The sequence below is a fragment of the Roseateles sp. P5_E8 genome, assembly GCF_054177665.1.
In genome coordinates this window covers 18172-42657 of sequence record NZ_JBGCUM010000017.1, presented here as the reverse complement: position 1 = coordinate 42657, position 24486 = coordinate 18172, and the positions used below count along the sequence as shown (strand labels likewise).

General features: G+C 69.2%; 22 protein-coding genes. 13 read left to right on the top strand and 9 right to left on the bottom strand.

Annotated features, from left to right (window positions below):
• Positions 1-17: 17 nt before the first annotated feature.
• Both ACXRVZ_RS12385 and ACXRVZ_RS12380 read right to left on the bottom strand, forming a co-directional pair.
• On the bottom strand, positions 18-815 hold the full coding sequence (locus ACXRVZ_RS12385; protein WP_457422203.1) for a hypothetical protein: 798 nt from the start codon (positions 813-815) through the stop codon (positions 18-20).
• Positions 812-1660 (bottom strand): helix-turn-helix domain-containing protein, encoded by an 849-nt coding sequence (locus tag ACXRVZ_RS12380; RefSeq protein WP_457422201.1) that lies wholly within the window; start codon positions 1658-1660, stop codon positions 812-814. The genes ACXRVZ_RS12385 and ACXRVZ_RS12380 overlap by 4 nt, the downstream gene beginning before the upstream one ends.
• Positions 1661-1720: 60 nt before the next feature.
• Here ACXRVZ_RS12380 and ACXRVZ_RS12375 point away from each other — a divergent pair, with 60 nt between their 5' ends.
• Positions 1721-3079 carry a cytochrome P450 gene (locus ACXRVZ_RS12375; RefSeq protein WP_457422198.1) on the top strand — a complete coding sequence of 453 codons (1359 nt, stop codon included), beginning with the start codon at positions 1721-1723 and terminating at the stop codon, positions 3077-3079.
• On the top strand, positions 3076-3462 hold the full coding sequence (locus ACXRVZ_RS12370; RefSeq protein ID WP_457422196.1) for a hypothetical protein: 387 nt from the start codon (positions 3076-3078) through the stop codon (positions 3460-3462). The genes ACXRVZ_RS12375 and ACXRVZ_RS12370 overlap by 4 nt, the downstream gene beginning before the upstream one ends.
• On the opposite strand, the gene ACXRVZ_RS12365 is transcribed toward ACXRVZ_RS12370, so the two are convergent.
• Positions 3453-3704 carry a DUF3297 family protein gene (locus ACXRVZ_RS12365; RefSeq protein WP_457422194.1) on the bottom strand — a complete coding sequence of 84 codons (252 nt, stop codon included), beginning with the start codon at positions 3702-3704 and terminating at the stop codon, positions 3453-3455. The two genes, ACXRVZ_RS12370 and ACXRVZ_RS12365, sit on opposite strands and share 10 nt — an antisense overlap.
• Positions 3705-3793: 89 nt before the next feature.
• Between ACXRVZ_RS12365 and ACXRVZ_RS12360 the strand changes: the two genes are divergently transcribed.
• From ACXRVZ_RS12360 to ACXRVZ_RS12350, 3 genes are read left to right on the top strand one after another with little or no spacing between them, the layout of a single operon-like run.
• On the top strand, positions 3794-4333 hold the full coding sequence (locus ACXRVZ_RS12360) for an ECF-type sigma factor (protein ID WP_457422192.1): 540 nt from the start codon (positions 3794-3796) through the stop codon (positions 4331-4333).
• Entirely contained in the window at positions 4330-6888 is a 2559-nt protein-coding gene (locus ACXRVZ_RS12355) for a protein kinase domain-containing protein (RefSeq protein ID WP_457422190.1), read from the top strand. Before ACXRVZ_RS12360 ends, ACXRVZ_RS12355 begins: the two co-directional genes overlap by 4 nt.
• A gap of 12 nt (positions 6889-6900) precedes the next feature.
• Positions 6901-7197 carry a hypothetical protein gene (locus tag ACXRVZ_RS12350; protein WP_457422188.1) on the top strand — a complete coding sequence of 99 codons (297 nt, stop codon included), beginning with the start codon at positions 6901-6903 and terminating at the stop codon, positions 7195-7197.
• Between the two features lie 151 nt (positions 7198-7348).
• Here the strand turns inward: ACXRVZ_RS12350 and ACXRVZ_RS12345 are convergent, their stop codons facing one another.
• Positions 7349-7972: a hypothetical protein gene (locus tag ACXRVZ_RS12345; protein WP_457422186.1), complete on the bottom strand. Its 624-nt coding sequence runs from the start codon at positions 7970-7972 to the stop codon at positions 7349-7351.
• Between the two features lie 185 nt (positions 7973-8157).
• On the opposite strand from ACXRVZ_RS12345, the gene ACXRVZ_RS12340 reads away from it, so the two are divergent.
• Together ACXRVZ_RS12340 and ACXRVZ_RS12335 are read left to right on the top strand one after the other, a co-directional pair.
• Positions 8158-8526, top strand: coding sequence for a VOC family protein (locus tag ACXRVZ_RS12340; protein ID WP_457422184.1), 369 nt, complete (start codon positions 8158-8160; stop codon positions 8524-8526).
• Between the two features lie 80 nt (positions 8527-8606).
• Entirely contained in the window at positions 8607-8969 is a 363-nt protein-coding gene (locus tag ACXRVZ_RS12335) for a hypothetical protein (RefSeq protein WP_457422182.1), read from the top strand.
• 13 nt (positions 8970-8982) lie between these two features.
• Here ACXRVZ_RS12335 and ACXRVZ_RS12330 read toward each other — a convergent pair whose 3' ends face one another.
• Positions 8983-9567, bottom strand: coding sequence for a hemerythrin domain-containing protein (locus ACXRVZ_RS12330; protein WP_457422180.1), 585 nt, complete (start codon positions 9565-9567; stop codon positions 8983-8985).
• A gap of 145 nt (positions 9568-9712) precedes the next feature.
• Between ACXRVZ_RS12330 and ACXRVZ_RS12325 the strand changes: the two genes are divergently transcribed.
• Positions 9713-10858 carry an MORN repeat-containing protein gene (locus ACXRVZ_RS12325; protein WP_458232440.1) on the top strand — a complete coding sequence of 382 codons (1146 nt, stop codon included), beginning with the start codon at positions 9713-9715 and terminating at the stop codon, positions 10856-10858.
• Between the two features lie 26 nt (positions 10859-10884).
• On the opposite strand, the gene can is transcribed toward ACXRVZ_RS12325, so the two are convergent.
• From can to ACXRVZ_RS12310, 3 genes are all read right to left on the bottom strand, one after another.
• A complete protein-coding gene (gene can / locus ACXRVZ_RS12320; protein ID WP_457422176.1) occupies positions 10885-11562 on the bottom strand; it encodes a carbonate dehydratase in 678 nt (225 codons plus the stop codon).
• A gap of 23 nt (positions 11563-11585) precedes the next feature.
• Complete coding sequence (locus ACXRVZ_RS12315; RefSeq protein ID WP_457422174.1) at positions 11586-12764, bottom strand: isovaleryl-CoA dehydrogenase; 1179 nt, start codon at positions 12762-12764, stop codon at positions 11586-11588.
• Positions 12765-12852: 88 nt separating this feature from the next.
• Entirely contained in the window at positions 12853-13749 is an 897-nt protein-coding gene (locus ACXRVZ_RS12310; protein WP_457422172.1) for a LysR family transcriptional regulator, read from the bottom strand.
• A gap of 108 nt (positions 13750-13857) precedes the next feature.
• Between ACXRVZ_RS12310 and ACXRVZ_RS12305 the strand changes: the two genes are divergently transcribed.
• The 3 genes from ACXRVZ_RS12305 to ACXRVZ_RS12295 all read left to right on the top strand — a co-directional run bounded on the left by ACXRVZ_RS12305 (position 13858) and on the right by ACXRVZ_RS12295 (position 18213).
• Positions 13858-14544, top strand: a complete 687-nt coding sequence (locus ACXRVZ_RS12305; protein WP_457422170.1) for a Bax inhibitor-1/YccA family protein — start codon at positions 13858-13860, stop codon at positions 14542-14544.
• 91 nt (positions 14545-14635) lie between these two features.
• A complete protein-coding gene (locus ACXRVZ_RS12300) occupies positions 14636-16351 on the top strand; it encodes a molecular chaperone HscC (RefSeq protein WP_457422168.1) in 1716 nt (571 codons plus the stop codon).
• The gene (locus tag ACXRVZ_RS12295; RefSeq protein WP_457422166.1) at positions 16348-18213 is read left to right on the top strand and encodes a hypothetical protein; all 1866 of its coding nucleotides are present in this window, start codon (positions 16348-16350) and stop codon (positions 18211-18213) included. The genes ACXRVZ_RS12300 and ACXRVZ_RS12295 overlap by 4 nt, the downstream gene beginning before the upstream one ends.
• A gap of 7 nt (positions 18214-18220) precedes the next feature.
• Here ACXRVZ_RS12295 and ACXRVZ_RS12290 read toward each other — a convergent pair whose 3' ends face one another.
• Positions 18221-20191: an OPT family oligopeptide transporter gene (locus ACXRVZ_RS12290; protein WP_457422164.1), complete on the bottom strand. Its 1971-nt coding sequence runs from the start codon at positions 20189-20191 to the stop codon at positions 18221-18223.
• Positions 20192-20315: 124 nt separating this feature from the next.
• Here ACXRVZ_RS12290 and icmF point away from each other — a divergent pair, with 124 nt between their 5' ends.
• Positions 20316-23591, top strand: a complete 3276-nt coding sequence (gene icmF, locus ACXRVZ_RS12285; protein ID WP_457422161.1) for a fused isobutyryl-CoA mutase/GTPase IcmF — start codon at positions 20316-20318, stop codon at positions 23589-23591.
• Positions 23588-24421: a hypothetical protein gene (locus ACXRVZ_RS12280; RefSeq protein ID WP_457422159.1), complete on the top strand. Its 834-nt coding sequence runs from the start codon at positions 23588-23590 to the stop codon at positions 24419-24421. Before icmF ends, ACXRVZ_RS12280 begins: the two co-directional genes overlap by 4 nt.
• Positions 24422-24486 lie beyond the last annotated feature (65 nt).

The window sequence follows — 24486 nt, the reverse complement described above, 5'->3', positions numbered from 1 at the left end:
ACATTCTCGCGCGGGGCTCACCGCAATGTGGCCTGCGGCACGATGCCGCACTCCGCCGGGCGGACATCCGGCGCGTGCCGGCGCACCGATCGGCAGAGTTCGCGCCAGAACTGGCGGGTCCAGTCTGGGTGGCGCTGGGCCTGCTGCCGGGATGCCGGCGCGAAGTAGGGCAGCCGCGCCACCACCGGCGACCATTCCACCAGCGAGGCACGCAGTTCGGGGGCCACCGCCTCGCGCGCCACCAGCAGCAGGTCGAACCGGCTGGCGTGCAGCATCTGGGTGGCGCTGTCGAACATCTTGACGGGCTCCACGACCCAGCCGCGCGAACGCGCGATGTTCTCCTGCACCGACCCCTCGACGACGCCCACCCGCCAGCCCGCCGGCAGGCGGCCGCCGTTCCAGCCCTTGGGCGGCTGCACGCCGGGGCGGGCCAGCAGCACGACGTGGCCGAAGGCGGGCGCCCAGGCCGCGTCGGGCAGGCCTTGCGCGTCCAGCGGAAAGGCCAGCGTGCCCAGCCGCTCGGGCGTGGCGCTGTAGACCAGCCCGAAGTCCAGCAGTCCCTGCTCCAGCGAGGAGTTGAGTCGGCGGCTGGGCAGGCGCAGCAGCTCGGCGGTGCAGCCCATGCGCGCCAATGCATCGCGCACGGCCATGACCTGCCAGCCCGGCGGGTCGGCAAAACGCTCGCCCTGGCTCAGCAGCCCCGGGGGCATGGCGATGTCGGGAAAGCCGATGCGCAGCGGCTGTGGGCAGCCCGGCGCGGCTGCGGCAAAGCCCCAGGCGCAGCTGGCCAGCAGGCCCAGGAACCAGCGCTTCATCGCCACAGGCGATAGGCCCAGAAGGCCTCCTCGACCTGGATGCGGCGGCGCAGGTCCTCGGGGCTGAAGCCGGTCAGTCGGCGCGTCTCGCGGCAGAGGTGGGACTGGTCGGCGAAGTCGGCCTCGGCAGCGATATCGGCCCAGTTGAAGCCGGGCTGCCCCTCGGCCGCGACCACCGCGCAGAAGGCGTTCTCGGCGCGCGACACGGCGCGCAACTCGCGCATGGGCAGGCCGGCCCAGGCCTTGATGCGGCGCTCCAGCTGGCGCAGGCTGCGGCCAGCAGAGCTGGTGGCGGCGCGCACGGCCAGCGCCTCGGTCCAGGCGGCGTATCGGTGGCCTGGCTGCTGCGTGCCCAGCGCCTGCCAGCGCGGCACCAGAAAGGCTTCCAGCAACTGCAGCCGCGTCGCGTCATCCACCGCTGCAGACATGCGCCCGACCCAGTCGCGCCAGTCGGGCGGCAGCACATCGCGCGCGTCGACGACCTGGTTGACGTGGCGGTCCAGCACGACGCCGGTCATCGCCGTGAAGGCATCGGGCAACAGCAGCAGCTTGAAGGCGCACATGCCGCCCGGGTTGCGCGTGTGCGTGGGCAGTGTGAACGGCCCGCCAAGCAAAACCGGTGCGTGGCGCAGCCCGTCCGGCGGCGTTGAGAAACCCGGCGTGGCCAGCCACTCGCTGCTGCCTTCGGCCCACCAGAACAGCTGCACCAGCGGCGTCGCGGGGAAGTAGTTTTCGCGCTCAACAGCACCGAGCTGGCGGCCGCGCGTGTCGCGCATCATGACGCCGCGCACGCAGCCGGCCAGGGCCAGCGGTGGGAGCCAGAGATGGGTGCCTGCGTCATCCATGGGGGGTCAGTGTCGCATTCGTTCAAGACCCTCACGGGCATGAAAGCGCAGCATTCGGGCATGACTTCACTGAGCTGGAACGATCTCCCGAGCCATCCCACCCGCTGGTGGGGCTTCCCCGTGCTGATGGCGATGCGCCGCGACTACCTCGCCGTGATCTCGGCGCAGCGCCCGCTCGGCGACCTGGTAGCCCAGACCATCCTGGGCGAGCGCGGCGTGGACGTGTTCGACCCCGAGCTGCTGCGCGCCATCATGGTGGACCACGCCGACGCGCTGGTGCGCTGGAAGCGCGGTCCCGAGGTGTTCGCCGAGCTCATGGGCCAGTCCGTGCTTGTCACCGAGGGCGCCACCTGGCAGCGCCAGCGCCGCATGCTGATGCCGGCCTTCACGCCCAAGCGCGTGGCCGGCTACGCGGCGCTGATGACCGAGGCCGCCGTGCAGGGGCTGGACGCCGTGCGCCCGGGCGAGGTGGCGATGGACGCGCTGTTCAGCCACCTGACGATGGACGTCATCTCGCGCACGCTGTTCAGCACGCCCATCGGCAAGGACACGGCCGCCGCGGCCCAGGCCGTGCAGGTGCTCAGCGAGACGGCGCTGGCCGAGATGTTCTGGCCCTTCACGCTGCCCGACTGGCTGCCCCTGCCTGGCAAGGCCGCCAAGCGCCGCGCCGGCAAGCTGCTGCACGGGCTGCTGGGCGGCCACATCGACGCGCGGCGCACGGCGGGTGACGATGGCAGGACCGACCTGCTCGGCATGCTGAAGGCGCTGCGCGACGAGGCCACCGGCGAGGCGCTGTCGCCGCAGGAGGTCTACGACCAGTGCATGGTGAGCTTCCAGGCTGGCCACGAGACCAGCGCGACGGCGCTGCTGTGGTGGAGCTGGCTGCTGGCCGCCCACCCCCAAGCCCAGGCGCAGGTGCGCGCCGAGGTGGATGGCGTGCTGGCCGGCCGCGTGCCGACACCCGACGACGCGGGCACCCTGCCGTATCTGAGTGCCACGCTGAAGGAGGCCATGCGCCTGTACCCGCCCGTGGCCGCGCTGATGACGCGTCGGCTGACGCGCGACATCACCGTTGGCGGCGTGCGCCTGCCCGCCCGCACCCTCGTGCGCGTGACGCCCTGGCTGCTGCACCGCGACCCGCGCTGGTGGCCGGATGCGCCGCTGGCCTTCAAGCCTGAGCGCTTCCTGCCGGCTGCACGCGAGATCCCGCGCGGCGCCTACATCCCCTTCGGCATCGGCCCGCGCGTCTGCCTGGGCCAGCATTTCGCCGTGCTGGAGATGACGCTGATCGCAGCCCTGGTGCTGCAACGCTTCGAGCTGGCACCCGTGGGCCCCGAGGCGCCGAAGCCGCGCATGGCCGTCACGCTGCGGCCGGAGAACGGGCTGACGCTGAAGCTGACCGCTAGGAGGCCAGCATGAACGCGTGGCTTCTCGGCGCAGCGGCGCTCGTCTTCCTCATTGGTCTCGCGCATTCGTGGCTGGGCGAGCTGCGCATCTTTCGCCACCTGCGTGAAGGCGGCATCGTGCCCACTGGCGGCGCGCCGGTGCTGCGCGCCTTCCAGACACGCATCCTGTGGGCCAGCTGGCATCTGGTGACGGTGATGGCCTGGGCGTTCGCGGCGCTGCTGCTGTGGCTGGCCCAACCGGCCGCTCAGGCCGCGTCGGGCGGTGTCGTCGAGGGCGCCATCGCCGCCGCACTCACGGCCGGCGCGGGCCTGGTGCTGTGGAGCAACCGTGGCCGGCATCCGGCCTGGATCGCGCTGCTGGCGGCAGCAGCGCTGATCCTGATGGCTCAACGATAGAAGGCTTCGACCGCGCCCTTGAGCTTGATGCAAAGCGGCCGGCCCTTGCGGTCCAGCGTCTTGCCGGCGGGCACCTTGACCCAGCCTTCGCTGATGCAGTATTCCTCCACGTCGTTGCGCTCCTTGCCGTTGAAGCGGATGCCGATGTCGTGCTCGAAGACGGCGGCGACGTGGTGGGGGCTGCGCGGGTCGACGCTGAGGTGGTCGGGGAGTTCAGGGCGGGTGGCGGGAGCGTCGGACATGATCGTTCGGGTGCGGTGAGCAGGGCGCGCATTGTCGCGCGCCAAGGTGGGGGTTCCCTGCGCACGCGCTCGGAGGCAGCATCGCGCCCATGACGGAGATCACCCTGCTGCTGACGGCCCTCGCCAGCGGCGACGCACAGGCCCGCGACCGGCTCTACACGTTGCTCTATCCCGAGCTCAAGCGCTTGGCGCGCAGCCACCTGGCCGGCCACGAGCCCATGACGCTGGAGCCGGCCGCGCTGATCCACGAGGTGTGGCTGAAAAGCGCTGGCCGCGAAGGCGCGCTGCACCGCGGGCAGTTCTTCGCCCATGCAAGCAAGGTCATGCGCAGCGTCATCGTCGACCACGCGCGCGAGCGCCACGCCGACAAGCGCGGCGGCGGCGTGGCGGACGTGACGCTGTCCACCGCCGCCATGGAGCAGCTGGGCGCCCCCGACGTGCTCCAGCTCGACGAGGTGCTGCAAACGCTGGAGCGCGCCGACGGCCGGGCGCACCAGGTCGTGCAGATGCGCTTCTTCGGTGGGCTGGAGATGGAGGAGATTGCCGAGGTGCTGGGCGTGTCGGTGCCCACGATCAAGCGCGACTGGCGCAAGGCGCGGGCTTTTCTGTTCGAAGCTCTGCAAACGTGAACACGTCGGATCGGGCGGGCGCGCTGGCCGCCTTCGATGCGTGGCAGGACGCCACCCCCGCCGAGCGCGAGGCCCTGCTGGCCGCGCTGCCACCGGCACAGCGCGCGCGGCTGCAGGCACTCATCGCCGCAGACCGCGCCGCCGAGGCGCTGGACTTTCTCGCCGAGCCCGCCCAAATGCCCACCGCGCCCGAGCTTGCCGGCCAGGTGCTTGGCGCATGGACGCTGGTCGCGCCGCTCGGCAGCGGTGGCATGGGCGAGGTGTGGCGGGCGCGACGCAGCGACGGCGCCCACAGCGGCGAGGCGGCCATCAAGCTGCTGCACAGCCCCTGGCGCGGCGAGTCAGCGCGCGCGCGCTTTCGCCGCGAGGGCGAGCTGCTGGCGCGGCTGACCCACCCGCACATCGCCCAGTTGCTGGACATCGGCGAGACGAACCTCGGCGGCCTGGCCACGCGCTACCTGGTGCTGGAGCTGGTGGCGGGCGAGCGCATCGACGCCTGGTGCGACGCGCAGGGCCTGAGCACCGAGGCGAGGCTGCGGCTCTTCCTGCAGGTCTGCGACGCGGTGGCCCATGCGCATGCCAAGCTCGTCGTGCACCGCGACCTCAAGCCCGGCAACATCCTCGTCACCGACGCCGGCCAGGTGAAGCTGCTGGACTTCGGTGTCGCCAAGCTGCTGGCGGATGACACAGGCCCCGAGCTGACGCGACAAGCCGCTGCCGGCCTGACGCCCGAATACGCCGCGCCCGAGCAGCTGCGCGGCGAGCCGGTCAGCACGGCCACCGACGTCTACGCGTTGGGCCGCCTCCTCTGCCTGCTGCTCACCGGCCAGCGCGAACCGGGGCCAAAGCTGCGCGGCGAGCTGGCGCTGATCGTGGCGCAGGCGGTGAAGGAGAGGCCCGAGGACCGCTACGGCGGCGCCAGCGCGCTGGCCGACGACGTGCGCCGCTACCTGGACCATAGGCCCATCACCGCCAGGCCCGACTCGCTGGCCTACCGCAGCGCCAAGTTCGCGCGCCGTTACCGGCTGCAGCTGGCGGCGCTGGGCCTGGTGCTCGCCAGCCTGATCGCCGGCGTGACGGCCGCCACCTGGCAATGGCGCGAAGCCAGCCGCGAGGCCCAGCGCACCCGGCGCGTGCAAAGCGTGCTGACGGAGCTGCTGACCGGGCTGAGCCCCGATGCGTCGGGCAGCGCCACCGTACCCATGATCGAGCTGCTGCGGCGCAGCTGGGCCGAGGCGAAGCGGCGGCTGGGCGATGACCCGGCCCTGCTGGCGGACGTAGCCCGGCCCCTGGGCCTGCTGCTGGTGCAGAACGGCGATCTCGCGCAGGCACGGGAAGCGCTGCAGGTCAGCCGCACCGAGGCCCTGCGACGAGGCCATGCGAACACGGCCGAGCAGCGCGAGGTCGACTTCGAGCTGGCCACCGTACTGCAAAGGCAGGGCGAAGCCCTGCAGGCACAGGCCCTGCTGCGCGGGCTGGCCGCGTCGGGCAGCGACGACTTCGAACTGTTCGCGCGCGCCACGCTGGGCGAGATGGCGCTGGAAGCCGGCCACCTCGACGAAGCCCGCACGCAGCTGACGCAAACCGCCGAGAAGGCGCTGGCCCGCCACTCCGCGCAGCACCGCAGCTACATCAAGGCGGCCGACCTCCTCGCCGCCGTGGCGCGTGCCGAAGGCAAGTGGGACGAGGCCCGGCAGTGGTTTGCAGCCGTCGCTACGGCGACCGCATCGGCGCGCCCCGTCGACGCCGCGCTGGCTCGGCTTTCCGCCGCCACGCTGGAGGTGGAGCTGGGCCGCTACGCCCAGGCCGAGGCCCTGCTGCGCAAGGCCGTGGCCGAGCTGGAGCGCGTGCTGGGTGCGACCCACACGCAGACGCTCTACGCGCGGGCCTGGTGGGCGCAGGCGCTGTTTCACCATGGCCAGCCCGAGGCCGCGCTGGCCCAGGCCCGGCGCGCCCTGGCCGACGCGCAGGCCGCCGCCGACCCCGACACGCGGCCGCTGCTCGGCCTCATCCTGGCGCGGCTGGAACTGCGCTCGGGTGAGCTGCCGCAGGCCGAGGCACGCCTGCGCGCGGCCCAGGCCTATTTCTCGCCGACCAAGGGCTCCACCTCGGCCTGGCGCGCGCAGCTGCTGCTGGGCGAGATGGAACTGCGCCGCAGCCGGCCGCAGCAGGCGCTGACCTGGCTGGACGCGGCCGAGGCCAGCGGCGCGGCGGACCCGGCGGACCGCTGGCTGGGCCTGGCGTTGCTTGGCATGGCCCACCTTGAACTCGGCCATGCGGAGCCGGCGCGCCAGCGGCTGATCGCGGCCGTAGCGGCGGCCGACGTGGGTCTGCCGCCGGAACACCCGGACCGCCTGCGCGTGCAGGCCCTGGCCGCGTTGGCCGGCTGGGTCATCGAGCCCGCAGCCCAGGTGCGCGCCCAGGCCGCACTGGCGCGTTACGCCCAGGCGCTGGACACTCGTGCCGATGCGGGCCGGATCCGCACCGAACTGCTTTCGTTGTCCTCTTCCGCACGCCCGTCTCGGGCGGCCCTCCTCGCGCTGCTGCGCTACTGAAAGGACTCTCCCATGCGTCGCTTCATTGCCCTGCCGCTGAGCCTGCTGCTCGCGGCCACCGCCGCCCAGGCGGCCGACCCCGCGCCACAAGCCACCGGCGCAACCCCGGCCAAGAAAGCCCAGCCCAGCGCCGCCGCCAGTGCCACCACGGCGGGTGGCACCAACACCGGCGCCGCGCCGAACGCCGGTGGCTCGGGCGGCGGGGTTGGCAGCAACAAGGGCACCAGCGGCCAGCAGATCGGCCCCAAGAAGCCCAAGTGCCCGGACCCCACCAAGGTCTGCCCGGCAGAGCAGGTGATCACTAAATAGGCGGCATTCGGGCCGAGCGCCGGGCCGCTCCCAAGCCGGCCCGCGCTGGCGATGTGCTTGCGGCCCAATGCCGCAAGCATCGCCGTCCCCTCGGGGGACCGACCAGGTGCGCTCGCGTTCAGCGAAGCGCGACTGGGCGAGGGGCTTCTATTCAGCCCTTCGTGACGACGAAGGTGACGTCGTACTTGCCGCCGTCGCCGACGATGGTGATCGTCTTGGTCTTGGGGCCGGCCGCCACGTTGAGCAGGTTGGCGCTGAGCGGCACCTCCCTGGTCGAGCCCACACGGTCGTCGAAGTTGGGGAAGCCCGTCGGGATGCCCAGCGCGCCGTTGATGTCGGCCTTCAGCTTGTCGACGCGCTGAGCCCGCGTCATGCCGGCGGACGCCGCCAGCGCGCCCACGACGGCGGCCTTGACCAGCTCGCGTGCGGTGGCGGGCTTGCCGTCGTCGTGCTCCATCATCGACACGAGCAGGATGGCGTTGGCCGGGTTGGCAATGGCCTTGGCCTGGCCCGATGGACCCCAGGCGTTCACGCGCCAGACGAAGAGGGGCATGTCGCTGGGGTTGATGCCCGGCTGCAATGGGTGCGTGGTGCAGGTGTCGCCTGCGTCCACGCCGCCCCACGGGCCGTAGCGCGTGACCTCGGCGTTGGGCAGCAGCGGGTTGGACAGGTCCACCGCGGTGACGAGCACATAGGGCTCGTCCGAACCGACCTCGTCGGTCTCGATGCGGCACTTGATCTTCTTCAGGGCGATGGTGACGGGCAATGCGGCCATGATGGGCTCCGGTGAGTTGAAGCCCGACGACATGCCAGGCTCATCAACAAAGACGCAAAGCCCACCCCGCCAGGGATCACCGGCGCCGACGTGAAAACTACCGCTGGGCCTCGACCCTCGGCTGCTGACACGTCCCGTCAGCGCCGGCACCGAGCATGACCGCTCTCACTCAACGAAAGCCCGCCATGCAACCCGACTGCCTCATCCTCTACGTCAACAGCCCCGCCGAGAGCGCCCTCTTCTACCGCTCGCTGCTGGGCCGCGAGGCCGTCGAGCAGAGCCCCAACTTCGCGATGTTCATGCTCAACGACAAGACCATGCTGGGCCTCTGGGCCGCACACGACGCGCAGCCCGTGAGCAGCCTGCGCGGCGGTGGTGCGGAGATCGGCATCACCGTCGGCAGCGATGCCGAGGTGGAGGCCGCCTGCACCGCCTGGCAGGCCGCCGGCTGGCCCGTGTTGCAGGCGCCGACGGCGCTGGACTTCGGCTACACGGCCGTGACGGCCGACCCCGACGGCCACCGCGTGCGGGTGTTCCGGCCGACCCAGGGTTGAAGCGCTCGCCCTGTGACCGCGCCGCTATATTGCGCGCGGCTGCGCTCGCCGCAGACGGCCATTCACAGGGAGATTCCAAGATGACAACGACTATGCGCGCGCTGGCCACCATCAGCGCCCTGCTGCTTGCGGGACCTGCGCTGGCGCAGCAGCCTGCGAGTTCGGACGAGGTCTGCCGCGTGCAGGCCCCGAAGATCCCGGTCGTCGACTGGAGCGGCCAGGCCACCTACCGCGCCAAGGCGACGGTGAAAGACGGCAGGGTCGTTGCGGTCGAGATTTCGGCCCTCACCCGGGGTGTCGAGCGGCGCGCCCAGCGCAGCATCGTCCAGGCCGTCAGCGAGGCGCTACAAACCTCACGCTGCCAGCCGGGCGACCATGTCTTCGAGAAGACCTTCTCGTTCGACATCCCGCCAGCCGCAGCGGCGTCCGACGCCGGCCGCTGAAACCCGCCTCGCTTCAGCCCGTGCGCCGCGGCTTGCTCATGCCGCGCAGCTGAGCGCCGGCACTGGCATTGCCACGCGTCGCCGGCTTGTCGGCGGCCGGCTTGGCGGGCTTGACCAGGCCGGTCGCCGCAGACACGGACACGGTCTGGTACTCGGCGGCGTAATGCTTGCGCATGCGCACGATCTCGCGCTTGTACTTGCCGGCGAGCTGGTCCTTTTTCGTGTCTGACAGCAGGCGGCCAGCGACGTGGAAGAACTTGGATTCCTCTTCCTTCAGGTGGTGGCGCACCTTGAAGCTGAGCTGCTTTGCGGTCGCGATCCAGCCGTCCTGCTGCTTGTTGCGCACCGACAGGTCTTCGAGCAACTCATCCACCTGGTGATGCTCGTGCAGCGCATGCCGCGAGGCGTCCAGACCGCCGTCTTCCATCAGCAAGGGGATGTACAGAAAGCGCTCCTCGGCCGCCGCATGCGCCATCAGTTCAACCTTCAGCTGCAGGAACAGCAGCTGACGAGCAGACATGTCCCCGCGTGACGCGGTGAGCTTGCGGCACAGGTCGCGTTGCAGGTCGTGGCTTTCGCGAATGGCGTCGAAAATCATGCGGGCGTCTCCTGAGTCGTGGGCTGCGCCAATGCTGGTGGCCGCAAGGCCCCGCGTCTGTCAGACGGAGCCGCGCTGTAACCGTCCTGTTGCCGCAGCTGCTCTGCTAGGCTCGCGCCCCGCGAAAACAAGGGCGGAGCTCGAATTGACACTGATCGTCCAGCGGCACAAGCCCATGAACCGGACTTTGTTCAAGGCGCTGTGCGCGCTGTCGCTGTTGGCCCCTCTGGCCAGCCGCGCCGATGTCGAATGGATAGCCGATGCGCAGGGCTGCAAGCTGGAGAACCCACGCCCCTGGCCGCTGCAGTCGGTGACGTGGAGCGGCGCCTGCCGCGACGGCTTTGCCGAAGGCACGGGCCGCAAGCAGACTTCCGTCGATGGCGTCACGATCTCCACCTACGACGGCGAGGTGAAGGCCGGCCGCCTGGCCGGCCAGGGCGTGCTGACGACACCCTACGGCCAGCGCTACGACGGTCGCTTCGTGGACGGCCGATACGACGGTCCCGGGCTGCTGACCTTCCCGCGCGGCACGGTCTACCGGGGCGACTTCGTCGCCGGCCGCGCGGAGGGCGCCTGCTCCATCGCCTGGCCCGACGGCCACCACTACCAAGGCCAGTGCAAGGCGGCGCGGCCGCAGGGCCAGGGCGAAGTGCAGTTCGGCAATGGCGACCGCTACGTTGGCCCGTTCAGCCTCGGCCAGCCATCCGGCCAGGGGCGCTACACCTGGGCCGGCGGCGGCGTCTACGAAGGCAGCTTTGACGACGGCGATCTGCACGGCCAGGGCGACTACCGGTTCGTGGACGGCAGCCGCTACACGGGCCGGTTCGAGCACGGCTTCCCGTCCGGGCAAGGGCAGATCCAGCAGCCGGGAGGGCCCAGCTACAAGGGCCCGTTCGCGGTGGGTTCGCCGACGATGTCGGGCAGCTTCCTGAACGCCGACGGCTCGCCCGCGCCGGCGTCAATGGCACTGCGCGTGAAGCTGACACCACCCTATGCGTCGCCCCAGAAGCTGCTCTCGGCGAACCGCTACACCGCGCCCGCCGAAATCTGCCGCAAGAAGCTACCCCCTGAGGTGCCCAAGCTCGCATGGCCGGGCCGGCTGCAGTACCGGGCCTTCGTCATCATCCACGCGGGTGCGGTAACCCGGGTCGACGTGACCGCGACAGGCCCGGTCTACGAGGCCTTGCATGCGCAGTTCGTCGCCAACATCGAGCGCGCCATACGCGCCTACGACTGCCCTGGCGACCATGTCATCGAGCAGCCTTTCGCGTTTGAGTACGCGAACGACTGATCGCGCCTGAAGCTATCGGCCAGTCCTCAAGCCGCCGTGGCGTAGCGCGCCTTGACGCGCGCAAGCGCCAGGCGGTAGGCGGGCTCGACGTCCTCGGCCGTGCCCGCCGTCAGCTGCAGGTCTTCCAGCAGGCCGTTGTGCAGGCCGTAGACCCAGCCATGCACGACGATCTCCTGGCCACGCTGCCAGGCGTCCTGCACCACCGTCGTCTGGCAGGCATTGCGCGCCTGCTCCAGCACGTTCAGCTCGCACAGCGCGTCAACGCGTCGGGCCTCGGGCAGGCTGTCCAGCCAGGCGAGGTGGTCGTTGCGCACGTCCTGCACATGGCGGATCCAGTTGTCGGCCAGACCGGTGCGAATGTCGTACAGCGCTGCGCGCACGCCGCCGCAGTTGCTGTGGCCGACGACGATGATGTGGCGCACCTTGAGCTGGTCCACCGCGAACTGCATGACCGACAGGCAGTTCAGGTCCGAGTGCACGACGACGTTGGCGACGTTGCGGTGCACGAACAGCTCGCCCGGCAGCAGGTCGACCAGCTCGTTGGCCGGCACGCGGCTGTCGGCGCAGCCTATCCACAGGTATTGCGGCACCTGCTGCTTCAGCAGCCGCGAGAAGAAGCCCGGTTCACGCGCCTCGGTGTCGGCGGCCCAGCGCTTGTTGTTGTCGAGCAGATCCTGCAGTTCGTGGTTGGTCTCGGTCGTCATGCCGGGATTGTCTCAGCCAGCAGTTACATCGTCTCTGCAAACAGCTCCCGGCCGATCAGCATCCTGCGGATCTCGCTCGTGCCCGCGCCGATTTCGTAGAGCTTCGCGTCACGCCACAGCCGGCCCATCGGGTACTCGTTGATGTAGCCGTTGCCACCGAAGATCTGCACGCCTTCGCCGGCCATCCAGGTGGCCTTCTCGGCCGTCCACAAGATGACCGAGGCGCAGTCCTTGCGCACCTGGCGCACATGCTCGGCGCCGAGCAGGTCGAGGTTCTTGGCCACCGTGTAGGCAAAGCTGCGCGCGGCCTGCAGCACGGTGTACATGTCGGCCACCTTGCCCTGGATGAGCTGGAACTCGCCGATGCTCTGGCCGAACTGCTTGCGGTCGTGGATGTAGGGCACGACGTTGTCCATGACGCTCTGCATGATGCCCAGCGGCCCGCCGGTCAGCACGGCGCGCTCGTAGTCCAGGCCGGACATCAGCACCCGTGCGCCGTTGTTGACCCCGCCCAGCACGTTCTCGGCCGGCACTTCGACGTTGTTGAACACCAACTCGCCCGTGTGCGAGCCGCGCATGCCCAGCTTGTCGAGCTTCTGCGCGACGCTGAAGCCACGCATGCTCTTCTCGATGAGGAAGGCCGTCACGCCGCGCGCACCCAGTTCGGGTTCGCTCTTGGCGTAGACGACCAGCGTGTCGGCGTCGGGGCCGTTGGTGATCCACATCTTCGTGCCGTTGAGGACGTAATAGCCGCCCTTGTCCTCGGCGCGCAGCTTCATCGACAGCACGTCGGACCCCGCGCCCGGCTCGCTCATCGCCAGCGCGCCGACGTGCTCGCCGCTGATGAGCCGCGGCAAGTACTTTTCTTTTTGCGCGTCGTTGCCGTTGCGCTTGATCTGGTTCACGCACAGGTTGCTGTGCGCGCCATAGCTCAGGCCCACCGACGCGCTGGCGCGGCTGATCTCCTCCATCGCGATCATGTGCGCCAGATAGCCCATGTCCGCGCCGCCGTACTGCTCGGGCACGGTGATGCCCAGCACGCCCAGCTCGCCCATCTTGCGCCACAGGTCCATGGGGAACTGGTCGCTCTTGTCGATCTCGGCCGCGCGGGGGGCGATCTCTTCATCGGCAAAGGCGCGCACCGCGTCGCGCAGCGCGTCGATGTCTTCGCCGAGCTGGAAGTTGAGGCCGGGCAGATTCATGGGTGAGTCTCCTATGCCGCCCATTCAGCACCCGGTTGTGCCAGGCCCGCTGGGCGCTTTGATTGACGTAAACGTCAACTGTAGCAACTCAGTCAGAGGCGTCCGATGGCTGCGGCAGCAGCCGGCGCACCAACGGGTGGGCGATCTTCTTGTCCGTGCCGACGGCGTAGAAGGCCTCCTCCACGCCGACGCAGTCGCCCACGCGCACCAAGCCGTCACGCTGCACCAGTTTGTCGCTCATCAACGTCGCTGCCGGGAACACGCCCATGCCGGCCGCGCCGAAGGTGGCCAGCAGCGCGCTGTCCTCGAACTCGCCGGCCACCTTGGCGCGCACGCCATGGCGCTCCAGCCATTGGTTCAGCCGCGGGCGCACGGCGGCGTGGTCCGTGGGCAGCAACAGCGGCACGTCGGCCAGCGACGCGGGGAAGTCCCGCCGCGCCGCCGCCGCCCAGCGCGGGTGCGCGAACCAGGCCATCGGCGAGCTGCCCAGCGCATGGCTGTAGACGCGCAGGTTGGGGTTGGGCGGCGCGGGTCGGTCGGCCAGCACGACGTCCAGCCGGTGCAGGGCCAGGTCGCCCAGCAGGTCGTCGAACTCATCCTCGTGGCAAAGCAGGCGCAGATGGGGCGTGTCGATGATGGGCTGCAGCAGGCTCTGCACGACCAGCTTGGGCAGGCCGTCTGAAATGCCCACGGCCAGGCGCACGGCAGGGGCGGTGGCGGCGTCGCGCACGCGCTCGGGCAGCACCTCGCCCAGTGAAAAGATCTGCTCGGCGACTTCCAGCGCGGCCTGGCCCGCCTCCGTCAGCGTCAGGCCCCGGCCCGCCGGTTTCAGCAGCGACGCGCCCAGCGACTGCTCCAGTTCGCGCACCTGGGTCGACACCGTCTGCACCGACAGCCCCAGCCGCTCGGCCGCGCGCGTCAGCCCGCCCTCCTTGGCCACAGCCCAGAAGTAGTAGAGATGGCGGTAGCTGAAGCTCATGCTCATGTCGGCAACTCAACAAGTTATTCAGAAGAAAGGCTTCTTGATTCTCTGCTTTTATTTGATGTTCAGCCTGCTTACGCTCAGCTCGTTTTTTCTAACCGGAGGTCTGCCATGCAAACCCGCCAAACCGCCATTGCCGTGCCTGCTACGTCGTATGGCACCACGCTCGACCGCAGCACCACCCACCGCGTGCTGCGCAACACCTACGCGCTGCTGTCGATGACGCTGCTGTTCAGCGCCGCCGTCGCCTGGGCGGCCGTCGCCTTCAGCCTGCCCGCGCCGGGCATCATCATCACGTTGGTGGCCTATTTCGGCCTGCTGTTCGGCATCCACAAGCTGAAGAACAGCGGCATGGCCGTCGGCCTGGTGTTCGCACTGACCGGCTTCATGGGCTGGACGCTCGGCCCCTTGCTGACCCGCACGCTGTCGCTGCCTTCGGGTGGCATGGCCGTCATGCTGGCCCTGGGCGCCACCGGTGCCGTGTTCCTGGCGCTGTCGGCCTATGCCACGACCACCAAGCGTGACCTGTCGTGGATGGGCGGCTTCCTGTTCGCCGGCATGATCGTCGCGCTGCTCGCCGGCCTGGCCGCGATCTTCTTCCAGATCCCGGCATTGGCGCTGACCGTCTCCGCTGTCGTCGCCCTGCTGTCGGCCGGCCTGATCCTGTTCGAGACCAAGCAGATCGTGGACGGCGGCGAGACCAACTACGTGCTGGCCACCGTCAGCCTGTTCGTGTCCATCTTCAACCTGTTCACGAGCCTGCTGCATCTGTTCGGCTTCATGGGCTCGGACGACTGAACTTCCCCGCGCTCGCGGGATCACGCGGACGCAGGAACGGCGCCGACCGCATTAGCATCCCCGCCACAAAAAAGTGGGCGGGGAGGCCTCATTGATCGTCGGCATTGATCTTGGAACCACGAACAGCCTGGTCTCCGTCTGGCGCGACGGCCAGGCCCAGTTGATACCGAATGCGCTGGGCGAGGTGTTGACGCCGTCCTGCGTCAGCCTCGACGAAGACGGCTCCGTGCTCGTCGGCCGCCCGGCGGTGGAGCGGCTGCAAAGCCACCCCGAGCGCTCCGCCGCCCTCTTCAAGCGCCACATGGGCAGCAGCCGGCTCACGCGCATGGGCAAGCGGGAGTTCCGGCCGGAGGAGCTGTCGGCGCTGATCCTGAAGGTGCTGAAGGCCGATGCCGAGGCCTTTCTCGGCGAGCCGGTCACCGAAGCCGTCATCACGGTGCCGGCCTATTTCTCCGACGCGCAGCGCAAGGCCACGCGCGCCGCCGGGCAGATCGCCGGGCTCAAGGTCGAGCGGCTGCTGAACGAGCCCACCGCCGCCGCGCTGGCCTACGGCCTGCATCAGCGCGAGGCCGAATCACGCTTTCTCGTCTTCGACCTGGGCGGCGGCACTTTCGACGTGTCGGTGCTGGAGCTGTTTGACAGCGTCATGGAGGTGCGCGCCTCGGCCGGCGACAACTTCCTGGGCGGCGAGGACTTCGTCAACAGCCTCATCGAGACCTTCTTCGAACGCCTGCAGCTGCCGGCGTCGCTGCGCAAGCACGAGGTCTTCATGGCGCGGCTGCGCGCCGAGACCGAAGCCGCCAAGCGCCTGCTCAGCCTGCAGGCATCGGCCACCATCAAGGTCCGCCACGGCGACGTGGAACACACACTGGCCGTCGACGAGGCGCTGCTGGAGCAGACCTGCGCGCCGCTGTTCAAGCGCCTGCGCCTGCCCGTGGAGCGCGCGCTGCGCGACGCAGGCCTGCGCAGCAGCGACCTGGACAGCATCGTGCTGGCCGGCGGCGCCACCCGCATGCCGCTGGTGCGGCGACTGGTAACGATGATGTTCGGCCGCTTCCCGTCGACCGAGCTGGACCCCGACCAGGTGGTGGCCATGGGCGCGGCCGTGCAGGCCGGGCTCAAGGCCCGGGACGCCGCGCTGAACGAGATCGTCATGACCGACGTGGCGCCCTATTCGCTGGGCGTGGAGGTCAGCATCCGGCTGGACCAGCGCGCGGTGTCGCAAGGCCACTTCGACCCCATCATCGAGCGCAACAGCACGGTGCCCATCAGCCGGGTGAAGCAGTACGTGCCGATGGCCGCCGGCCAGCAGCAGCTGGACTTGCAGATCTACCAGGGTGAATCGCGCATGGTGCGCGACAACATCCACCTGGGCAGCCTGACCGTGCCGCTGCCGAATGCGGCGGTTCACGATTGCGCCGTCGACGTGCGCTTCACCTACGACGTGAACGGGCTGCTGCAGGTGGACGCCACCGTGCTGAAGACGCAGGAGACCACCAGCCTGCTGATCGAAGGCAACCCGGGCCTGCTGACCGAGAGCCAGATCGCCGAGCTGCTGCGCGCCATGGCCGAGCTGAAGATCCACCCACGCGACCAGATCGAGAACCGCACGGTGACGGCCCGCGCCGAGCGCCTTTACGAGCAGCTGCGCGGCATGGAGCGCGAACACCTGGGACTGCAGGTGCTGGGCTTCGAGCGCACATTGGCCGGCCAGGACCCGCGCGCCATCGTGCCCGCCCGGCGCGCCTTGAGCGAGCTGCTGGATGCGCTGGAGCGGCACAGCGCGCTGGACCGGGAGCCGACGTGAACGCGGCGGTCGACGACGCGCTGGCTCGGCTGGGGCTGCGCTCGGATGCGGACGCGCGCAGCGTACGGCGTGCTTACGCCCAACAGCTCAAGCGCATCGACCAGGAGACCCAGCCGCGAGAGTTCCAGGCGCTGCGCGAGGCCTATGAACTGGCACTGCATGTTGCCTCCCGGCGCGAAGCGGAGGCAGCGGCACAAGCTGATGCGCAGCCTGAAGCCCCCGTCGTCGCCGAAACGCCGCGCGAGCAGCCGAAGCCGCCCGAGCCCGCGGGCTTCTTGCCAACGGACAGCGGCGAGCTTGCCAAGGCCGTGTTCCAGACCTTCGCCGGCCGCGTCTCGACCGGGTTCAAGGAGGAGGCCGAGGCCTCGGCCGCGCTACAGGACGCCCTCGCCGACGACCGGCTGCTCAACCTCGAGGCCCGCACGCTGTTCGAGCTTCAGGTGGCTCACCTGATCATGGACGGCTGGCAGCCGGGGCACGAGTTCCTGTTCGGCCCGGCCTGCGAGGTGTTCAGCTGGGAGAAGGACCGCGCCCATCTGCGTGTCTTCGGCCAGCTCGGCGCGGCGCTGGATGCAGCGATCAACGAGAAGCTGATCTTTTTCCAGCAAACCCATGAGCAGTTTGACCGGCTGCGACACGTCATCCGGCGGCTGCGCAGCGACACACCACCGACGCCAACGCTGCTCCGGGAAGACCTGCCACTCGTGCAGATGCTGGTGCAGCGTTACCCGAACTGGCTGCGCCTCGTCACGTCGCAGTCCAACATCAACACATGGTTCCAGCATCTGCCTGAGGAGCCTCCCGCGCCGACCGCGCAAGCAGAGCCGCTGCCGGCGCTGCAACGCGGCTGGAAGCCCGGCCCGGCGCTGACGCCGTGGTTCTTCGTGCTGTGCGCGGTGATCATGCTGGGCAAGTTGTTCAGCACCCAGACACCCTCCTACCGACCGCCACCCGATCTGGGCCGCCCGCAGGCCAGCGTACCGAGCGGCCCGCCGATCAGCACCTGGCCACCGCAAAGCGCATCGGTGGACGATCCCTACGGCTTCGGCACGACGTTGCCGCGGAAGTCGTACGACCCATCACCGCACGAGGACGCGAGAGGAGGCCTTCAACTCGCCTTCATCGGCAACGTGACCTTCAATCGGCGCGATGGCCAGCTGATCGTGGACGACGTGGACGAACGCAGCCGCCGCGGCACCTCCTCACTCCGGCCTGGCGATCGACTACAGGACTGCGCGGACCTCGACAAACGCATCCCACTCGTCTTCCTCCTCGCAACGACACGCTGCGGCACGGAGAAGACCAGGGACCCGAAGGCCGGCACCATCACCTACACGTTTCGCGTGCTGCGCAAGGGTCAAGAGCTGACGGCTTCGCTGACGGCGCCGGACTCCCTCAGCACGGCGAGGGCAGGCGCAGCAGATGAACAGCCCCTGCCGCGCGAACGCGCATCGGAGGAAAACGTCGCCGGCACGGCCGCCCCGCAACAGCCACCGCAGGCGCGGCGCCCGGCACCGGAGGAGACGGTCCAGATCGGCCACGTCACGTTCGCTCGACGCGACGGCGCGCTGGTAGTCGCCGACGTGGGCGAGCGCACGCACTACAGCCACAGCACCTTGCAGCCGGGCGACCGACTGCTGGGCTGCATGTCCAGCAACTACCACCTGCCGCTGGTGCATCCCACCGAGGCCCGCAACTGCGTCGCCACCAACGTCACGAAGCCCGAAGGCGACATCACACCCTACTTGTTCCGAATCCTGCGCAACGGGGAGAGCATGCCGGCTTCGCTGACGCTGCGTGCTCCATCCGGAGAGCCCGCATCCAGCGCCGAAGCGCCCTTGAAATTCGGCGCCGCCAACTAGCGTCCGGTCACACGCGCTTCAACAACCAGCGGTACAGCCCGAAGCCAATGCCGGCAAAGGCCAGCAAGCCCAGCACCTGGCCGGCGGTGACAAAGCTGTCGCCCACCAGGGCCAGCGGCGCGCCCTGGCCCGAGAACACGACGACGGCCGCGAGGACAACGCCCAGCAGGCTCTCGCCGACGATGAGGCCGGAGGCCATCAGCACGCCGAGTTTCCGGGTGGCCTCGGGGTCGCGCTTGCGTGCGGCGGCGCGCTCGAACAGCCAGCCGGCCACCGCGCCGACGACGATGGTCAGCGTGCTGTTCAGCGGCAGGTAGATGCCCAGGCCCACGGCCAGCGGCGCGAGGTGGGCCTTGCCGCCGCTGCCGCGCTTGAGCAGCTCGTCGACGACGATGCAGGCCACGCCGATGCCGGCGCCAATGCCGATCAGGTTCCAGGCCAGGTCACCCTGGATGACGCCCTTGGCCAGCGCCGAGATCAACGCGGCCTGCGGCGCGGCGAGTGCCGTCTTGGGGTTCGCGCCGGGCACGCCGGCAAAGCCGTAGGCCTGGTTGAGCAAGTCAAGCACCGGCGGGATGACGACCGCGCCCGCAACGACGCCGACGATGAGGGCGACCTGCTGACGCCAGGGCGTGGCATCGACCAACTGGCCGGTCTTGAGGTCCTGCAGGTTGTCGTTGGAAATCGTCGCGACGGCGAACACGACGGCCGTGACGAACAGCGCGTAAGCCACAAGCGCCTGGCCGGCGGACGGCGGCAGCAGCGGCTTGACGACCAGCGCCAGCAGCAGCGCCACGCCGATGACGACGAGGATGCCCACGCCGGACAACGGGCTGTTGGACGAGCCGATCAGCCCGGCCATGTAACCGCAAACGGCGGCGACGAAGAAGCTCATCAGCACGACGTAGACGACTCCGCCGACGACGAGCAGGCCGAGTTGGTCACCCAGGCCCGCCGAGCTGGCGAACTGCGACAGCATGAAGCCGATGGGCAGCATGCAGGCCAGCGTGATGAGGCCCACCGTGCCGATGGGAATGTCCTGCTCGTTGCGCGGCAGCGTGTCGGCGTTGCCGGCCTTGCGCACGCGCGCCGACTTGGCCGCCGAGTGCAGGCCGGCGACGACGGGCTTGGCGAGCTTCACCAGCGTCCAGATCGCCGCGACGGCGATACAGCCAGCGCCGATGAAACGCACCTTCTTGCTCCAGGCAAACAACGCGACCGCCTCGGCCGCACCATCAACGCCTTGCGTCAGGAACGGCACGCCGCCCAGCCAGCCGATGCAGGCGCCGACGAGGATGGCGATGCCCACCCACAGGCCCACGAGGTGGCCCACGGCCAGCAGCGCGAAGCTGAAGTTGAGGTCGTAGCCCGTCGTGCCCCCGCGCTCGCCGGGCAGGCGGAAATACTGCGCCAGGTTGGCCGCGAACAGCTGCGTCGCGACGACGATGCTGAAGCCGGCCGACACGACGCTGCCGATGACGATGGCGGCCAGGCCCTGGCGACTGGTCTCGCCGCCGTCACTGGCATGGCCGACCTTGAGCACCTCGGCACAGGCCACGCCCTCGGGGTAGGGCAGCGGCGAGTTCGTCACCAGCGCGCGGCGCAGCGGGATGGAATACATGACGCCGAGCACGCCACCCAGCGCGCACAGCGACGTCGACATCCAGTAGGGGAAGCCCGTCCACCAGCCGATCATGACCAGGCCCGGCAGCACGAAGATGATGGACGACAGCGTGCCGGCGGACGACGCGATGGTCTGCACGATGTTGGTCTCGCCGATGGAGTTGCCCTTGGCCTTGCGCAGCAAGGCCATGGCGATGACGGCAGCCGGGATGGACGTGGCGAACGTCAGGCCGGCCTTCAAGCCGAAGTAGACGTTGGCGGCCGTGAAGACCAGCGTGATGAGGATGCCCAGCACGACGCCGCGCCAGGTCAGTTCGGTGCCCAGGTCGGGCGTGGTGGGCGATGAGGTGCTCATGCGTCGTGGGTGTGGAACGCCGGGTGCGGCGAATTGCGCATCATCGCGGCGGCGGGCGGAGCGGCCAATTGACGTTAACGTCAACCGACGACCTAGAATCCGTCTCCGATCAAGGAGACAAGCCATGACCGATCTCGCCGCCGACCACAAGGCGCTGGCCGAGTACCGCCCGACCCACAAGGTCCGTTTCGTCACTGCCGCCAGCCTGTTCGACGGGCATGACGCCGCCATCAACATCATGCGGCGCATCCTGCAGGGCATGGGCGCGGAAGTCATCCACCTGGGGCACAACCGCTCAGTGGACGAGGTCGTCACCGCGGCGCTGCAGGAGGATGCGCAGGGCATCGCCATCTCCTCCTACCAGGGCGGCCACGTCGAGTACTTCAAGTACATGGTGCAGCTGCTGAAGGAACGCGGCGGCGAGCGCATCCAGGTGTTTGGCGGTGGCGGCGGCGTCATCGTGCCGGCCGAGATCCGCGAGCTGGCCGAGCATGGCGTGCGCATCTTCAGCCCCGAGGACGGCCAGCGCATGGGGCTCCAGGGAATGATCGGCGAGATGGTCATGAAGGCCGATCAGGACTTCAGCGTCTACGCGCCCGAGAACCTGTCGGCGATCACCGGCCACTCGGAAGCCGCCTGGCGGTCGCTGGCCCAGTTGCTGACGGCGCTGGAGAACGGCAGGGCAGAGGGATCAATCGTCGATGCGCTGCGTTCGCAAGCGAAAGAGATCAAGACGCCCGTGCTGGGCATCACCGGCACCGGCGGCGCCGGCAAGTCCAGCCTGACGGACGAGCTGATCCGCCGCCTGCGCCTGGACCAGGGCGACGCCCTGCGTGTGGCGCTGATCTCCATCGACCCCTCGCGCCGCAAGAGTGGTGGCGCGCTGCTGGGCGACCGCATCCGCATGAACGCGATCGGCCCCTGGTCGCAGGGTCAGCGCGTCTTCATGCGGTCCTTGGCCACACGCGACTTCGGCTCCGAGATCTCCCCCGCCCTGCCCGATGTCATCGCCGCCGCCAAGGTCGCCGGCTTCGACCTCGTCATCGTCGAGACCTCGGGCATCGGCCAGGGCGACGCGGCCATCGTGCCGCTGGTGGACGTGCCCATGTACGTGATGACGCCCGAGTTCGGCGCCGCAAGCCAGCTCGAGAAGATCGACATGCTGGACTTCGCCGAGTTCGTCGCCATCAACAAGTTCGACCGCAAGGGTTCGCTGGACGCGCTGCGCGACGTGAGCAAGCAGGTGCAGCGCAACCGCGAGGCCTGGGGCCAGTCGCCGGAGGCGATGCCGGTGTTCGGTACCATGGCCAGCCGCTTCAACGACGACGGCGTGACGGCGCTCTACCAGGCGCTGAAGGCTCGCCTCGGCCTCGGCGCGGGGCGACTGCCAGCGGTGAACACCCGCCACAGCACCCACCAGACGCCCATCGTGCCCGCAGCGCGCGTGCGCTATCTGGCCGACATCAGCGACACCGTTCGCAGCTACAAGGCCCGCGCGCGCCGGCAGGCCGCGCTGGCCCGTGAGATCCAGCAGCTGGAGGCCAGCCGCGCGATGCTGGAGGCGGCCAACCCCGACAAGCAAGGTGCACGTGCCGCCTTGGGCGACCTCGCCGAGCAGCGCCGCACACGCCTCGACGGCGACGCGCGCCAGCTGCTCACGCAATGGCCCGACATGGTCCGGGCCTACGCCGGTGACGAGTACGTCGTGAAGATCCGCGACAAGGAGATCCGCACGGCGCTGGTCACCAAGAGCCTCTCGGGCACCAAGATCCGCAAGGTCGTGCTGCCCGCCTACGAATGCCATGGCGAGCTGCTGAAGTGGCTGATGCTGGAGAACGTGCCCGGCAGCTTCCCCTACGCGGCCGGCGTGTTCGCGTTCAAGCGCGAGGGCGAGGACCCGACCCGCATGTTCGCCGGCGAAGGCGACGCCTTCCGCACCAACCGCCGCTTCAAGCTGGTCAGCGAAGGCCTGCCCGCCAAGCGCCTGTCCACCGCCTTCGACTCGGTCACGCTCTACGGCGCCGACCCCGCGCCGCGGCCAGACATCTACGGCAAGGTCGGCAACTCCGGCGTGAGCATCGCGACGCTGGACGACATGAAGGTCTTGTACGACGGCTTCGACCTGTGCAACCCGAGCACCAGCGTGTCGATGACGATCAACGGCCCCGCGCCGTCCATCCTGGCCATGTTCATGAACACGGCCATCGACCAGAACCTGGCCAAGTTCCGCACCGACAACGGCCGCGAGCCGACGGCCGACGAAGCCGCCAAGATCAAGGACTGGGTGCTGGCCAATGTGCGCGGCACCGTGCAGGCCGACATCCTGAAGGAAGACCAGGGCCAGAACACCTGCATCTTCTCGACCGAGTTCTCGCTGAAGGTCATGGGCGACATCGCCGAGTTCTTCGTGCACCACAACGTGCGCAACTTCTACTCGGTGAGCATCTCTGGTTATCACATCGCCGAGGCCGGTGCGAACCCGATCAGCCAGCTCGCGCTGACGCTCTCGAACGGCTTCACCTTCGTTGAGGCGTACCTCGCGCGCGGCATGCACATCGACGACTTCGCGCCCAACCTGAGCTTCTTCTTCAGCAACGGCATGGACCCGGAATACACCGTGCTCGGCCGCGTCGCTCGCCGAATTTGGGCCATTGCCATGCGCGACCGTTACGGCGCGAATGAGCGGAGTCAGAAGCTGAAGTACCACGTGCAGACGTCAGGCCGCAGCCTGCACGCGCAGGAGATCGCCTTCAACGACATCCGCACGACGCTGCAGGCGCTGATCGCCGTCTACGACAACTGCAACTCGCTGCACACCAACGCCTACGACGAGGCGATCACCACGCCCACCGACGAAAGCGTGCGCCGCGCGATGGCCATCCAGCTCGTCATCAACCGTGAGTGGGGCCTGGCCAAGAACGAGAACCCGAGCCAGGGCGCCTTCATCATCGACGAGCTGACCGAGCTGGTCGAAGAGGCCGTGCTGACCGAGTTCGAGCGCATCAGCGAGCGCGGCGGCGTGCTGGGCGCGATGGAGACCGGCTACCAGCGTGGCCGCATCCAGGAAGAGTCGATGCACTACGAGATGCTCAAGCACACGGGCGAGTACCCCATCATCGGCGTCAACACCTTCCGCAACCCGCACGGCGAGACGGTGCCAGAGCACATCGAGCTGGCGCGCTCGACGGACGAGGAGAAGCAGTCTCAGCTGACGCGGTTGGCCGAGTTCCAGGACCGCCACGCGGCCGAGGCGCCGGCGATGCTGTCGCGGCTGCAGCAGGCCGTCATCGAGAACCGCAACGTGTTCGACGTGCTGATGGACGCTGTGCGCGTGTGCTCGCTGGGCCAGATCACCGGTGCGCTGTTCGAGGTGGGTGGGCAGTACCGAAGGAGCATGTGAGCCCCGCCAAACGCAAGCTCTGGTGGGCGTTCGCAGGACTGGTCGCCTGGGCGACGGCTTTCGGCCTTCACCGTCTGAACGACACGCCCTTGGAGTTCAACGTTGACGACTGCGACGTGGTCACCGCGCGGCAGGGCATCGACATCAAGTCGCTGCGCGCGCCCGACGGTGTCGACAAGGCGGCTTTGCTGAAACTGCTGAACGCCTACATCCCGAATAGCCGGCGCGACAAACAGGGCGAGTGGCTGCTGCGCGGCAAGATCGACCTTGCGGTAGCCGAGGCGCTGGAACAGCGGCTGGCCCAGGGCCCGGCGCCGAGCGCGCTGCGCGTCAACAGCTACGGCGGCGACGAACGCGCAGCGATCCGCATCGCCAACCTGATCGCCAAACACCAGCTCCCCGTCATCGTCGACGGCGTCTGCGGATCGGCATGCGCCAACTATCTGCTGGCCCCGGCACCCAAGGTCATGGTCGACGGCCTCGTGCTGATGCACGGCTCACCGGCCGGATGCCAGGCCCGGTTGGGAACGTTCGGTGCGTTCGACAAGCTCGGCTGGAGAGCCGCCCTGTTGCTGCGCAAGGCGGCTCAGCGCCAGCTCAACTTCGAGGAACGGCATCCGCGCTTCAAGGCGCTGGTCGAACTCAGCGTACCGACGAACCGCGGCGACCCGAGCGGCGCCACGCATGTGTGGCGCTTCGTGCCGGCACGCGAGCTGATGGCGGCACACCCAAGGCTGACGATGGGTCCGCACCACGCGGAAGTCGCGGCAGCGTTCCGCGCACTGCTGCAGGCCAATCCGGCCCTGAGCGACGCCTATTTCCCGGAATAGCGGGCTCGGTCAAGCTTGCAAATTGAGCACGGTGCGCTCAATTTGCAAGGACGTTCTCTGAGCGC